This is a genomic window from Kluyvera georgiana (assembly GCF_050990895.1).
Taxonomy (GTDB): domain Bacteria; phylum Pseudomonadota; class Gammaproteobacteria; order Enterobacterales; family Enterobacteriaceae; genus Kluyvera; species Kluyvera georgiana.
Window position 1 is genome coordinate 4,502,496 of record NZ_CP158865.1, and the last position, 14,219, is coordinate 4,516,714.

At 55.2% G+C, this 14,219-nt stretch carries 14 protein-coding genes; 7 read left to right on the forward strand and 7 right to left on the reverse strand.

Going from position 1 to position 14,219, the window contains the following annotated elements; genetic code table 11:
- The first annotated feature begins 1 nt into the window (after position 1).
- Complete coding sequence (locus ABTW00_RS21360; protein WP_433637488.1) at positions 2-2,095, forward strand: glycoside hydrolase family 36 protein; 2,094 nt, start codon at positions 2-4, stop codon at positions 2,093-2,095.
- 76 nt (positions 2,096-2,171) lie between these two features.
- On the opposite strand, the gene yjeM is transcribed toward ABTW00_RS21360, so the two are convergent.
- Together yjeM and epmA are read right to left on the reverse strand one after the other, a co-directional pair.
- Complete coding sequence (gene yjeM, locus ABTW00_RS21365; protein WP_064546826.1) at positions 2,172-3,674, reverse strand: glutamate/gamma-aminobutyrate family transporter YjeM; 1,503 nt, start codon at positions 3,672-3,674, stop codon at positions 2,172-2,174.
- Positions 3,675-3,900: 226 nt separating this feature from the next.
- Positions 3,901-4,878, reverse strand: coding sequence for an elongation factor P--(R)-beta-lysine ligase (gene epmA / locus ABTW00_RS21370; protein ID WP_065356629.1), 978 nt, complete (start codon positions 4,876-4,878; stop codon positions 3,901-3,903).
- Between the two features lie 311 nt (positions 4,879-5,189).
- Between epmA and frdA the strand changes: the two genes are divergently transcribed.
- From frdA to frdD, 4 genes are read left to right on the forward strand one after another with little or no spacing between them, the layout of a single operon-like run.
- The gene (gene frdA, locus ABTW00_RS21375; protein ID WP_064546822.1) at positions 5,190-6,980 is read left to right on the forward strand and encodes a fumarate reductase (quinol) flavoprotein subunit; all 1,791 of its coding nucleotides are present in this window, start codon (positions 5,190-5,192) and stop codon (positions 6,978-6,980) included.
- A complete protein-coding gene (locus ABTW00_RS21380; RefSeq protein WP_064546820.1) occupies positions 6,973-7,707 on the forward strand; it encodes a succinate dehydrogenase/fumarate reductase iron-sulfur subunit in 735 nt (244 codons plus the stop codon). Before frdA ends, ABTW00_RS21380 begins: the two co-directional genes overlap by 8 nt.
- A gap of 10 nt (positions 7,708-7,717) precedes the next feature.
- Entirely contained in the window at positions 7,718-8,113 is a 396-nt protein-coding gene (gene frdC / locus ABTW00_RS21385) for a fumarate reductase subunit FrdC (RefSeq protein WP_064546818.1), read from the forward strand.
- Between the two features lie 10 nt (positions 8,114-8,123).
- Positions 8,124-8,480, forward strand: coding sequence for a fumarate reductase subunit FrdD (frdD, locus tag ABTW00_RS21390; protein ID WP_064546815.1), 357 nt, complete (start codon positions 8,124-8,126; stop codon positions 8,478-8,480).
- A gap of 122 nt (positions 8,481-8,602) precedes the next feature.
- Here the strand turns inward: frdD and sugE are convergent, their stop codons facing one another.
- The 3 genes from sugE to efp all read right to left on the reverse strand — a co-directional run bounded on the left by sugE (position 8,603) and on the right by efp (position 9,941).
- Positions 8,603-8,920, reverse strand: a complete 318-nt coding sequence (gene sugE, locus ABTW00_RS21395; protein ID WP_064546813.1) for a quaternary ammonium compound efflux SMR transporter SugE — start codon at positions 8,918-8,920, stop codon at positions 8,603-8,605.
- A 139-nt stretch (positions 8,921-9,059) separates the two neighbouring features.
- Entirely contained in the window at positions 9,060-9,206 is a 147-nt protein-coding gene (gene ecnB, locus ABTW00_RS21400; RefSeq protein WP_035894229.1) for a lipoprotein toxin entericidin B, read from the reverse strand.
- Between the two features lie 168 nt (positions 9,207-9,374).
- On the reverse strand, positions 9,375-9,941 hold the full coding sequence (gene efp / locus ABTW00_RS21405) for an elongation factor P (protein WP_003855940.1): 567 nt from the start codon (positions 9,939-9,941) through the stop codon (positions 9,375-9,377).
- A 40-nt stretch (positions 9,942-9,981) separates the two neighbouring features.
- On the opposite strand from efp, the gene epmB reads away from it, so the two are divergent.
- Complete coding sequence (gene epmB, locus ABTW00_RS21410; RefSeq protein WP_433637496.1) at positions 9,982-11,010, forward strand: EF-P beta-lysylation protein EpmB; 1,029 nt, start codon at positions 9,982-9,984, stop codon at positions 11,008-11,010.
- 147 nt (positions 11,011-11,157) lie between these two features.
- Positions 11,158-12,009: a YjeJ family protein gene (gene yjeJ, locus ABTW00_RS21415; RefSeq protein WP_433637498.1), complete on the forward strand. Its 852-nt coding sequence runs from the start codon at positions 11,158-11,160 to the stop codon at positions 12,007-12,009.
- A gap of 43 nt (positions 12,010-12,052) precedes the next feature.
- On the opposite strand, the gene ABTW00_RS21420 is transcribed toward yjeJ, so the two are convergent.
- Both ABTW00_RS21420 and groL read right to left on the reverse strand, forming a co-directional pair.
- Positions 12,053-12,406 (reverse strand): DUF4156 domain-containing protein, encoded by a 354-nt coding sequence (locus ABTW00_RS21420; protein ID WP_064546805.1) that lies wholly within the window; start codon positions 12,404-12,406, stop codon positions 12,053-12,055.
- A 133-nt stretch (positions 12,407-12,539) separates the two neighbouring features.
- Positions 12,540-14,186, reverse strand: a complete 1,647-nt coding sequence (groL, locus tag ABTW00_RS21425) for a chaperonin GroEL (protein ID WP_064546803.1) — start codon at positions 14,184-14,186, stop codon at positions 12,540-12,542.
- Positions 14,187-14,219 lie beyond the last annotated feature (33 nt).

Here is a 14,219-nt window from a genome sequence, read left to right on the forward strand (position 1 = left end):
TATGTCAGCCTTATTTACCGTGATTGAAAACGGCATCACCATGGTCTTTGATTTACAAGACCGGGCGCGCCTGTTGCACTTTTCCGCCCTACCGTTCGATGCCGAAACCCTCGGCCACAACGCCGATGAACTGTCGCGTTTTAACCTGGTGGAGGTAAATATCTCCGGCCTTGATAAGCCGCTGGAGCGCCACGGCGCGGGCTTCACCGCCACCGCGCCGGGCTATACGCTTCGCTATCGCCAGCATCAAGATACCCGCAACGTCGATGGCCGCAAGCTGGTATTTACGCTGTTCGACATGCATACCGCCGCCGAGGTAGAGGTACACTATCAGTTTTATACCCGCCTATCACTGCTGCGCAGTTGGAGCGTCATCCGCAACCAGGGCAATGCGCCGTTTACCGTTGAGTACCTCTCCAGCTTTGTGATTAACGGCATCGAGAAAGAGAGCGCCAAAAACTGGGGCGACAACTTTAGCCTGCACATTCCCCACAACAGCTGGACCCGCGAGCTGCAGTGGCGGCAATATACCTTCGACGAACTGGGCTTTATGCCATGCATTCAGAAGGGACTACAGCGCTCATCCAAGCCATTGCACTACACCAACACCGGGGCATGGTCGAGCAAAGAATACCTGCCTATGGGCTACCTTGAAGATAAGCACACTGGCGCAGGTCTGTTCTGGCAGATTGAGCACAACGGCTCCTGGCACTGGGAAATTGGCGATCAGGCTAACCATCTGTACCTGCAAATCGGCGGGCCGAACGAGTTTTACCATCACTGGTTTAAACACCTACGGCCGGGCGATGAGTTCAGCTCGGTGCCGGTGGCGGTAGGCGTGACACAATCGGGCTTTACCGACGCCATCGCAACCCTCACGCAGTATCGCCGCCGCACCCGACGCCTTAACGATGATAACCAGCGGCTGGGCGTCATCTTTAACGACTATATGAACTGCCTGTTCGGCGACCCTACCACCGCGAAGCTGCTGCCGCTTATCGATGCCGCCGCCGAAGCGGGCGCGGAATACTTCTGCATCGACTGCGGCTGGTATGACAAAGGCGAATGGTGGAACGGCGTGGGTCAGTGGCTGCCGAGCGCCGAGCGTTTCCCGGAAGGCATTCAGTACGTGATTGGCTACATCCGCGAGAAGGGATTGATCCCCGGCCTGTGGCTGGAGCTGGAAGTGATGGGCGTGAAGTCGCCGAAGCTGGCGGAAACCGACGACAGCTGGTTCTTTATGCGCCACGGAAAGAGGGTGTTTGACCGCAGCCGCTACCAGCTGGACTTCACCTGTCCGGCGGTACTGCGCCACGCCGACGAGGTTATTGACCGTCTGGTCACCGAATACGGCGTGGGCTACATCAAAATGGATTACAACATCGAACCGGGGATCGGTACCGAGCAACACGCCGACAGCGTCGGTGACGGCCTGCTTAAACACAACCGCGCGTATCTGGCGTGGCTGGACGCCGTCTTTGCCCGTTATCCGCAGCTGATTATTGAAAACTGTGGCAGCGGCGGCCTGCGCATGGACTACGCGCTACTGAGCCGCTGCTCGATTCAGTCCACCAGCGATCAGGAAGATTACCTTAAATACGCCACCATCGCCGCCAACGCTCCGACGGCGGTGACGCCGGAACAGGCGGCGATCTGGTCCTATCCGCTGCGCGACGATGACGAACAGGCGGTGATCTTCAACCAGGTCTCGGCCATGCTACTGCGTATTCATCAAAGCGGCCACCTGGCAGAACTGTCCGAACAGGGGTTCCATCAGGTGCAGGACGCAATTCGCTACTACAAAACCCTACGTCAACAGCTAAAAACAGCGCTGCCGTTCTGGCCGCTGGGGCTATCGAGCTTCACCGACGAGTGGGTGGCGCTGGGGATGCAGGCCGAGGATGGAAAAGTGTGGCTGGCAGTGTGGCGGCGCGAAGGCGATCAGGCGAGCTGTGAACTCTCACTGACCGGGCTGAAAGGTAAGATAGTTCAGGGATATCCATCCACCGTGCAACACGCAACGGCCTGGGACAATGACGTATTAACGGTCACGATGCCGCCACGTTCGGCGGCGATTTTTGAGATTAGGCGTTAACAAACTGCCGGGTGGCGCTGCGCTTACCCGGCCTACCATTGCATCGTAGGCCCGATAAGCGTAGCGCCATCGGGCATTATTCCGTCGCCAGACTCGGCTGAACGTTGACGCGGCGATGATAGTTTTCATAAATCGCCATCGCCAGCAGCGAGAAGAAGATCGGCCCGCCAACCATCCACATTGCGCTACTCCAGTCCCCTGCTTCGATCACCGGCTGAATAATGGTGAAGATATTGGCGAAAGTCACCACCAGCACCACCACGCTGGTTGCCAGCAGCGTCGAGACTTTGGTTTTGAAAATCACGAATGGACGCTCAAGGCCCGCTTGCGCTTTAAAGAACGGGAAGGCCAGCGCGAGGAACAGGTACGGCAAGGTCATCGACACGTTCGCCATCAGCGTCAGTTTGTTGTAGAACGCCGATGCGGTATCGCCGCCAAACGACACCAGCAGGATAAACAGACTCACCAGCACGCACTGCATCCACATTGCCGTCGACGGCATGCCGTTTTCATTCAGCCGCGTCATGGAAGCCGGCCACAGCGCCTTCGGCGTGCCCTGAATAATCGCCTTCAGCGGTGAATAGCTGAGGGTAAAGAATGCGCCGGTATAGGCGAGGAACATCGACAGCCCGGTAATGCGTGCAAACCACACGCCGACGGTTGCCGCCGCTTCCGGCGACAGGTGCAGCGCGTTACCCAGCGTAGAACCGAGGCTGGTCATCAGCACGTAGGTAATATTGCCGAGGTTCACCGAACGGTCGCTGAGAATCTGCTGCCAGTTGGTGCTCACACCCCACAGGAAAATCGCCAGTGAATAACCGATAGAAATAACAATTGCAGCGAATACAATCCCTTTGGCGAAGTTCTTTTCCGGCTTATCGGTTTTATCCACCAGACCGCCCACCGCTTCAATACCGCCGTAGGCAAAGATGGCGAAGACCACAAACGATAATATCGCCAGGCCAGATTGGTAACCAGGGTTTGGTGAAGCGGTGAAATTAATCGGCTGGGCAAAGTGACCGCCGTTTAATAACAAAATCGCAATACTGACTAACAATAAAACTAAATTAAGACACATCACGGCGATACCGCCCACGGCGGTAATACGGGCGATTTTATTAATACCCTTCGCCGCCACGGTGGTGACCAGGACCATCCAGATGACGGCCAGCAGGCCCACGACCTGGGTCGATTGCAACCCCGCAACGCCCCAGTGCTGGGTCATGTCCGAACCAAACAGGAAGGTTGAAAACGGCACCCACACTTTCGCGGAAGTGCTGACCATCCAGATAACGTAAGAAGAGAACCACATAAAGGTGCCAATAAACGCATAGCGTGGGCCTACGCTGTTATTCATCCAGGAATAGATCCCGCCCTCTTCTTTGCGGTAGGCCGACCCCATCTCAGCCATCATTAAGGCAAATGGAATAAAAAATAATAATGCTGAAAATATATACCAGGTGATGGCGCTATATCCCATCAGGTAAAACGCGGATGGGCTATTGGCAAAACCAAAAACAGACGTAAATATCATTAGGATGAGACCGATCAGGCTCATCTTTTTTATTGATGGGGTCATTTGACCTTCCCTTAACTCTGGATCGTTTTTTTACACGTCGACAGGGCTACGCACTGCAAACTTGTCAGAGACAAGGCAGTGGGGAAATCGACGCGAGAATGTGCTGGCCGGATGATAGCAAATAACCAGAACTTTCTTGTGACCATAAGAGGGATTTAGGGATGATATGACTGCAAAATGGCGCATAAAGCGCCATTTTATTTTGGAAAATAGGAAGTTATCGAACTTATGCCCGATCCACGCTAAACGCCAGCACCTCGGACAACGTCTCGACGCCCAGCGCCAACATGATCAGACGGTCAACGCCCAGCGCCACGCCGGAACAGTCCGGCAGACCGGCAGCCAATGCATCCAGCAGGTTTTGATCGATAGGCTGCTGCGGCAGGCCGCGCGCGGCGCGTTTGCGGTTATCCTGCTCGAAACGCTGTTGCTGTTCGCGAGCGTCGGTCAGCTCGTGGAAACCATTCGCCAGCTCCATCCCTTTAAAGTACACCTCGAAGCGCTCAGCAACGCGATGATCTTCAGCGCTAATCTGCGCCAGCGATGCCTGGCTTGCCGGGAAGTGATAAACGAACGTCGGGCGATCTTTGCCAATATGCGGCTCAACGCCGAAGGCAAACAGCAGTTGCAGTAAGGTATCGCGGTCTTCTTCGTTATCCGCCACGTTGCTCAGGTCGAGCTTCGCCGCCACTTCGCGCAGCAAGGTTTTATCCGCCGACAGCGGGTCAATTTCCAGATGGCGCTGGAACGCCTGCTGATAAGAGAGACTTTCCGCCGGTTGACATTCCAGTACCTGCTGCAGCAGATCGTCCACTTCGTTGATCAGGCGATACATATCGAAGTGCGGACGATACCACTCCAGCATGGTGAATTCCGGGTTATGGTGACGCCCCATCTCTTCGTTACGAAAACTTCTGCACAGCTGAAATACCGGACCACATCCCGCAGCCAGCAGGCGCTTCATGTGGTACTCCGGGCTGGTCATCAGATAAAGGTTCATCCCCTGGGAATGACCCGGACCGACGAAACGCGTCTCAAACGGGACCAGATGTACGTCAGTCACCGTCGCCTGGCTCATGCAGGGCGTCTCCACCTCCAGTACGCCGCGATCGGCAAAGAAGCGACGGATTTCCGCCATCAATGCCGCGCGTTTTAACAGGTTAGGGATGGATGCGCTCGGCTGCCAGGTTGCCGTCTCGCTCATGGTTTTTTCTCCGATTTCAGACAAGGGCACGAAGTCTACCCGCAAGCGGCACATGACACAAATATTGCTCAGTAATTTCTCGCCAGGCGGAACAGAAGATTTCCTTAGGTAATTCCAGAACGTAATTCATCAGCTACAGTGATAAATAAAGCGCACATAACGACAAAAAAATCGAACACATCAAATTTCCCCATCAACCCGGCGGGTATACTGCTTTACCCATAAAGGAGCAGTGGAAACGTTTTTGCGCAGGCCACGTGATATCCCCCCACGTAGCGTGTTGTGAAATAACAATAATCTGGAGGAATGTCGTGCAAACCTTTCAAGCCGATCTTGCCATTATAGGCGCAGGTGGAGCGGGACTACGCGCTGCTATCGCAGCCGCTCAGGCCAACCCGAAAGCCAAAATTGCTTTGATCTCAAAAGTTTATCCTATGCGCAGCCACACCGTGGCCGCAGAAGGCGGTTCCGCCGCCGTTGCACAGGACCATGATAGCTTCGAGTACCATTTTCACGACACTGTCGCCGGCGGCGACTGGCTTTGCGAACAGGATGTCGTGGATTACTTCGTCCACCACTGCCCAACCGAAATGACCCAGCTAGAACAGTGGGGCTGTCCGTGGAGCCGCCGTCCTGATGGCAGCGTTAATGTTCGCCGCTTCGGCGGAATGAAGATTGAACGCACCTGGTTTGCCGCCGACAAGACCGGCTTCCATATGCTGCACACCCTGTTCCAAACCTCCTTGCAGTTCCCGCAAATCCAGCGTTTTGATGAACACTTCGTCCTCGACATTCTGGTCGACGACGGTCAGGCCCGTGGCCTGGTGGCGATGAATATGATGGAAGGCACGCTGGTGCAGATTCGCGCCAATGCGGTGGTCATGGCGACCGGCGGCGCGGGCCGCGTGTATCGTTATAACACCAACGGCGGCATCGTCACCGGCGACGGTATGGGCATGGCGTTAAGCCACGGCGTCCCGCTGCGCGACATGGAATTCGTTCAGTATCACCCAACGGGTCTGCCGGGTTCCGGCATTCTGATGACCGAAGGCTGCCGTGGTGAAGGCGGTATTCTGGTCAACAAAAACGGCTACCGCTACCTGCAGGACTACGGCATGGGCCCGGAAACCCCGCTCGGCGAGCCGAAGAACAAATATATGGAACTGGGTCCGCGCGACAAAGTCTCCCAGGCCTTCTGGCACGAATGGCGCAAAGGCAACACCGTGCCGACGCCGCGCGGCGACGTGGTCTACCTCGATCTGCGCCACCTCGGCGAGAAAAAGCTGCTGGAGCGTCTGCCGTTTATCTGCGAGCTGGCGAAAGCCTACGTGGGCGTCGATCCGGTGAAAGATCCCATTCCTGTCCGTCCAACCGCGCACTACACCATGGGCGGCATCGAAACCGACCAGCAGTGTGAAACCCGCATTAAAGGGCTGTTTGCCGTCGGCGAATGTTCCTCCGTAGGCCTACATGGTGCTAACCGTCTCGGCTCCAACTCGCTGGCGGAACTGGTGGTCTTTGGCCGCATGGCCGGTGAGCAGGCGATGGCTCGCGCGGCCACAGCTGGTGAAGCCAACGGTAGCGCGCTGGACGCGCAGGTCAGCGACATTGAAAGCCGCCTGAAAGCGCTGGTGAACCAGGAAGGCAACGAAAACTGGTCGAAAATCCGTGATGAAATGGGCCTGTCGATGGAAGAAGGCTGCGGTATCTACCGTACGCCAGAGCTGATGCAGAAAACCATCGATAAGCTGGCCGAGCTACAGGAGCGTTTCAAACGCGTACGCATTACCGATACCTCCAGCGTGTTCAACACCGACCTACTCTACACCATTGAACTGGGTCACGGTCTGAACGTCGCCGAATGTATGGCGCACTCGGCTATGGCGCGTAAAGAGTCCCGTGGCGCGCACCAGCGTCTGGACGAAGGCTGCACCGAACGTGATGACGTCAATTTCCTCAAGCATACCCTCGCCTTCCGCGACGCCGATGGCACCACCCGCCTCGACTACAGCGATGTGAAGATAACGACCTTGCCACCGGCAAAACGCGTGTACGGCGCGGAAGCCGAAGCGGCCGAGAAGAAGGAGACGGCGAATGGCTGAGATGCAAAAGTTAAAAGTTGAAATCGTGCGCTACAACCCGGAAGTGGACAGCGCGCCGCACAGCGCCTTCTATGAAGTGCCTTACGATGAGCAAACCTCGCTGCTTGACGCGCTGGGCTACATCAAAGATAACCTCGCGCCGGACCTGAGCTATCGCTGGTCATGCCGTATGGCGATCTGCGGCTCCTGCGGCATGATGGTCAACAAGGTGCCGAAACTCGCCTGTAAGACTTTCCTGCGTGAATATCCGAAAGGCATAAAGGTCGAAGCGCTGGCTAACTTCCCGATCGAGCGCGATCTGGTGGTCGATATGACCCACTTTATCGAGAGTCTGGAGGCCATCAAGCCGTATATTATTGGCAACCCGCGCACGCCGGAACAGGGGCCGAATACCCAGACCCCGGCGCAGATGGCGAAGTACCATCAGTTCTCCGGCTGCATCAACTGTGGTCTGTGCTATGCCGCTTGCCCGCAGTTTGGCCTGAACCCTGAGTTCATCGGCCCGGCGGCGATTACCCTGGCGCATCGCTACAACGAAGACAGCCGCGACCACGGTAAGAAAGAACGCATGGCGCAGTTGAACAGCCAGAATGGCGTATGGACCTGTACCTTTGTTGGCTACTGCTCTGAAGTGTGTCCGAAACACGTCGATCCGGCCGCCGCTATTCAGCAGGGGAAAGTGGAAAGCTCGAAAGACTTTCTTATCGCTACCCTGAAACCACGCTAAGGAGTGCATGATGACGACTAAACGCAAACCCTATGTACGGCCAATGCCGTCCACCTGGTGGAAAAAGCTGCCGTTTTATCGCTTCTATATGCTGCGTGAAGGCACGGCGGTGCCAACGGTGTGGTTCAGCATCGTACTGATCTACGGCCTGTTTGCACTGAAGCACGGCGCGGAAAGCTGGGCGGGTTACGTGGGCTTTCTGCAAAACCCAATCGTAGTGGTGCTAAACCTGATTACCCTGGCCGCCGCGCTGCTGCACACCAAAACCTGGTTTGAACTGGCGCCGAAAGCCGCCAATATCATCGTGAAAAGCGAGAAAATGGGGCCGGAGCCGATTATCAAAGGGCTTTGGGTGGTGACCGCCGTGGTCAGCGTGGTGATTCTGTTTATCGCCCTGTTCTGGTAAGGAGACTGGCATGATTAACCCTAATCCAAAACGTTCTGATGAGCCGGTTTTCTGGGGCCTGTTCGGCGCGGGCGGCATGTGGAGCGCAATCATCGCGCCGGTCATGGTGCTGCTGGTTGGCATCCTGCTGCCGCTAATGGCTTCCGGCGATGCGTTCAGCTACGAGCGCGTACTGGGCTTCGCTCAGAGCCTGATTGGCCGCGCGTTTATCTTCCTGATGATCGTCCTGCCGCTGTGGTGCGGTTTACACCGTATTCACCATGCGATGCATGACCTGAAAATCCATGTGCCTAACGGCAAATGGGTATTCTACGGTCTGGCAGCCATTCTGACGGTGGTGACGCTGGTCGGCGTGCTGTTTATCTAACGCAGTGAGCGCTGCGCCAGGCCTGTAGGCCTGATAAGCGCAGCGCCATCAGGCCTACAGGCCTGGCGCAGATTGCCGGATGGCGGCTACGCCTTATCCGGCCTACGATGGCCGCCTGAACCTTAATGTGCGCTGATCTTTAAGCCAATAATCCCCACCACAATCAGCGCCAGGCTGGCGATACGCATCGGGCTGGCGGACTCACCCAGCAGCAGAATACCGGTAATCGCCGCGCCTACCGCGCCAATTCCCGTCCAGACCGCATAGGCGGTGCCCACCGGCAGGCTTTTCATCGCCCACGACAGCAGCGCCATACTGGCGACCATCGCCACGATGGTAATCGCGCTCGGCACCAGCCGGCTAAACCCATGGGTATATTTCAGGCCAACGGCCCAGACCACTTCAAGAAGACCAGCAATAAAGAGAATTAACCAGGACATAGTTGGCTCCATAACGATGGGGCCGTCCCCGGATGAGAGATACGCTTACGGGTCGTCCCGCAAGGTGTTAGAAAAAACACAGGCAGTATAGGACACGAAAAACAACGGTACAACATGCTGTTGTACCGTCGCTATGGATTTATTGCTGCGCCTTGGTTGCTGCCCCAGAAATCGCGCTACCACCGTCTGAAATATCCTCACCAATGCCTCGTGTCGTATTACAGGCGGTCAGGGCAGAGGAGAGAACCAGAACCGTAAAAAATGCTGCAATCGCTTTTTTCACCATAATGTCATCCTTAAGAGCCAGTTTTCGTTATCTTGCTTCATAAGCATAGACAACTTCACTCAGGATGTTGGATTTGAGCGATTTTTTTCAGACTAAGACGAAGCGGCAAAACGAAAGGGGGATGGCTGGCGCAGCAGGGCTGCTGCGCCGAACGGATCAAAGCATGAATTATTTCACGCGAGATACGTATTCGCCGGAGCGGGTATCAACTTTGATCACTTCGCCAATCTGGACGAACAGCGGAACTTTAACCACTGCGCCAGTGGACAGGGTCGCCGGCTTGCCGCCAGTACCTGCGGTGTCACCTTTCAGACCTGGATCGGTTTCCACGATTTCCAGTTCAACAAAGTTCGGCGGAGTGACGGCGATCGGCTGGCCGTTCCACAGGGTCACGATGCACTCGGCCTGATCCAGCAGCCACTTCGCGTTATCACCAATCGCTTTCGCATCAGCAGACAGCTGTTCGAAGGTTTCGTTGTTCATGAAGTGCCAGAACTCACCGTCGTTGTACAGGTAAGTCAGGTTCATATCTACAACGTCAGCGCCTTCAGCGGAATCGGTAGACTTGAAGGTTTTCTCAACGCGGGTACCGGTCAGCAGACGACGCAGCTTAACGCGTGCGAACGCCTGACCTTTACCTGGTTTAACGAATTCACTGGCTTCAACCGCGTACGGTTCGCCGTCCATCATGATTTTAAGACCAGCACGAAAATCGTTGCTATAGTAAGTCGCCATAAGGCCCTCTGAAATTGTTAAATGGTAGCTAAGCCACAAAATGGCGCATATTGTAACCCTAAATACCCCATCCAGAGAAGATTGGTTGATGCAACTTGCCGATGTTCTCACCGATCCGGATGAACTATTCCGTCTTTTGAATATAGACGCCGATGAAAATTTGCTCGCAGGCCGTGAGGCTAAGCGTCTTTTTGCCCTGCGCGTACCGCGTGCGTTCGTCGCGCGCATGGAGAAAGGAAACCCTGACGATCCTCTTTTACGTCAGGTACTTACGGCACAAGAAGAATTTGTGACCGCGCCGGGATTCTCCACCGATCCGCTGGAAGAACAGCACAGCGTCGTACCCGGTTTGCTGCACAAGTACCATAACCGCGCCCTGCTGTTGGTCAAAGGCGGCTGCGCGGTAAATTGTCGCTATTGTTTCCGTCGTCACTTCCCGTATGCCGAAAATCAGGGTAATAAACGCAACTGGCAGGCGGCGTTGGACTACGTGAGCGCGCATCCTGAGCTCGACGAAATCATCTTCTCCGGCGGCGACCCGCTGATGGCGAAAGATCACGAGCTCGACTGGCTACTCACCCAACTGGAAGCCATTCCGCACATTAAGCGCCTGCGTATCCATAGCCGCTTGCCGATCGTCATTCCGGCGCGCATCACCGATACGCTGGTCGCACGTTTCGAACGTTCACCGTTACAGATTTTGCTGGTGAACCATATCAACCACGCCAACGAGATCGACGCTGAGTTCCGTACAGCCATGTCGCGCCTACGCCGTATCGGCGTGACGTTGCTCAATCAGAGCGTACTACTGCGCGGCGTGAACGATAATGCTCAAACGTTGGCAAACCTCAGTAACGCGCTGTTCGATGCCGGTGTGATGCCCTATTACCTGCACGTGTTGGATAAAGTCCAGGGTGCAGCGCATTTCCTCGTCAGCGATGACGAAGCGCGCGAGATTATGCGGGAACTGTTGACGCTGGTCTCAGGCTATATGGTGCCAAAGCTGGCGCGGGAAATTGGCGGTGAGCCAAGTAAAACGCCGCTGGATCTCCAGCTACGTCAGCGATAGACGAGATAAAGAGGCAGACTTCGGTCTGCCTTTTTTTGGACATCACTGATGCCTGTGTTATTTTAACGATTCAGAACGCATTAAAAATAAACCAAATCAATAAGTTAAATAACTACATTTAACTAAAAAATGGTTAAGGAGAACCGTTTGTCTATTTCCATCAAAGGTATTAACGCAGGCATCATTCGTCAGGAAAATAATTTCATTGCGCTGGCCCTGAAAGTGAAAGAGCCGCGTAACAAAGAGTCTCTTTTCTTCCTGCCCGCTATCGTCCTGAAAGACCTGTTTATTGCCCTCGAATCCCGCCTCGCACAGATCCCACAGCTCAACGCAGACGAGCGCAGCCGCTACGAAAAGGCGCGCGATAAAGCCGCCCAGAAAATGCACCAGAATATCCCGGCGCTTCAACGTGAAGTACTGGAGCATGCCGACGTGAATCTGCGCGTCAACGCAATCTCACTCACGCATGATGACCATGAATCCCAGACATTTACCCTGACGCTGCACTCCGGCAAAAAGGTCGAGCTGGTCGTTGATCTGCTGCAAATCGAGCTGATGGTGACCGTGATGGTCCATGCCATCAATAACGCGGGGATGAACGAGCTCTCGCTGCGTATCTCTTCCATGTTGGATTTCCTGCCGCTATACAACGTGGACTGCAAGGCAGGCGGTAATCTGGAATATGACTCTTACGACCATCAGGCCTGGAAACGCAATCTGTTTGTTCACCATCTGGCGGTTGTCTATCGTTACACCGATACCGAAGGGAAAACGCAGTTTAGCGGGACGGTGATTAAAACGCGCAGCAAGCCGGGCACTAAAGACGTCGAAGCCGTCACCCGTCGACTGTTAGACTGCAGCCCAAGGCTGAAGAAAATAGCGGGCTTACCGTGCCAGGTTTTTGTCAGAGCGCTCTCTTCTGACAAACGTAAAACCTTCACGGCGGATGCCTGTATGCAGGCGCTGTATCAGCTACAGCAAAGCGCAGAAAAAGCCTGATGCACTACGCCCCCGAAAGCGTGACGGGGGCGCTACGCGTGAATCAGTTCGGGCACTTATAGACCTGACCGTTCATTTCGCTGTCGGTCGGCACGAAGCTTGAGAGCATGCCTTGCGTCGGGCTGCTGACACCGTAAATCACGTTGCCGCCCATTTCGGCCGCATGGTTACGCAGCGCGTTTGCCGCCCCGCGCATTGAGCCGCCTTCTGCGCCCTGCTGTCCGGAAAGCCAGTTACTCTGCGCACCGTTAGCAGTGCCCAGCAGCTGGCATTCTGCACCCGGCTTATCTTCGACAAAGCGCACGTTCTGACCGGCTGAGCTCAGCTCGGTGGTAGAGCTACAGCCCGCTAACAGCAATGCCGCGCCGACAATCCCTGCTAAAAATTTTACCTGCATGTTATTCCCCACAATCAATGAGCTGGACGCATGTCGTCCGCGTGTAAACCTTATACCTAAAAGATGACCAAAAGAAAAACCCCCGAGCATTTCTGCCCGGGGGTTTCTTGTTTCTATGGGGTATAGCGCACGATTACATCATGCCGCCCATACCGCCCATGCCGCCCATACCACCAGCAGCACCTAAATCAGGCGCGTCGCCTTTCGGCAGGTCGGTCACCATGCACTCGGTGGTGATCATCAGACCAGCAACGGAAGCCGCGTACTGCAGAGCAGAACGGGTAACTTTAGTTGGGTCGAGGATACCGAAGTCGATCATGTTGCCGTATTCTTCAGTTGCCGCGTTGTAACCGTAGTTACCTTCGCCCGCTTTCACGTTGTTCGCCACAACAGACGGTTCTTCACCGGCGTTGGAAACGATCTGACGCAGCGGTGCTTCCATTGCGCGCAGCGCAACTTTGATACCGACGTTCTGATCTTCGTTCTGAGCAGTCAGGCCAGCCAGTTTAGCCGCGACGCGAACCAGCGCCACACCACCACCAGCAACCACGCCTTCTTCTACCGCAGCACGGGTCGCGTGCAGGGCATCGTCAACGCGTGCTTTTTTCTCTTTCATTTCAACTTCGGTCGCCGCACCGACTTTGATTACCGCAACGCCGCCAGCCAGTTTCGCTACGCGTTCCTGCAGTTTTTCACGGTCGTAGTCAGAAGTTGCTTCTTCAATCTGTTTGCGGATCTGAGCAACGCGGCCCTGGATCGCAGCTTCTTCGCCCACGCCATCGATGATGGTGGTGGTGTCTTTGTTGATCACAACGCGTTTAGCCTGACCCAGGTCTTCCAGGGTAGCTTTTTCCAGCTCCATACCGATCTCTTCAGAGATAACGGTACCGCCGGTCAGGGTTGCGATGTCCTGCAGCATCGCTTTACGACGGTCGCCGAAGCCCGGTGCTTTAACAGCAGCGACTTTCACGATACCGCGCATGGTGTTGACCACCAGAGTCGCCAGCGCTTCGCCTTCAACGTCTTCAGCGATGATAACCAGCGGTTTGCCTGCTTTCGCAACGGCTTCCAGAACCGGCAGCATTTCGCGGATGTTGGAAACTTTTTTGTCAGCCAGCAGGATGAACGGGCTTTCCAGTTCAACAGCACCGGTTTCCGGTTTGTTGATGAAGTACGGGGACAGGTAGCCGCGGTCGAACTGCATACCTTCTACTACGTCCAGTTCGTCTTCCAGGCCGGTACCGTCTTCAACGGTGATCACGCCTTCTTTACCGACTTTGTCCATCGCTTCTGCGATCAGTTTACCTACAGTTTCGTCGGAGTTAGCGGAGATAGTACCAACCTGAGCAATGGCTTTAGAGTCGGAGCACGGTACGGACAGCGCTTTCAGTTCTTCAACAGCGGAAGCGACAGCTTTGTCGATACCACGTTTCAGATCCATCGGGTTCATGCCCGCAGCAACAGCTTTCAGACCTTCGGTGATGATAGCCTGAGCCAGTACGGTTGCGGTGGTGGTACCGTCGCCTGCAGCGTCGTTCGCTTTAGAGGCCACTTCTTTCACCATCTGCGCGCCCATGTTTTCGAACTTGTCTTCCAGCTCGATTTCACGTGCTACGGATACGCCATCTTTAGTGATGGTCGGTGCGCCGAAGGATTTGTCCAGCACTACGTTACGGCCTTTCGGGCCCAGGGTCACTTTAACTGCGTCTGCCAGTACGTTAACGCCGCGCAGCATTTTCACACGAGCGTCGTTACCAAATTTTACGTCTTTAGCTGCCATTTCTTCTATTCCTCAAATTCGTTCGCGCGTAGC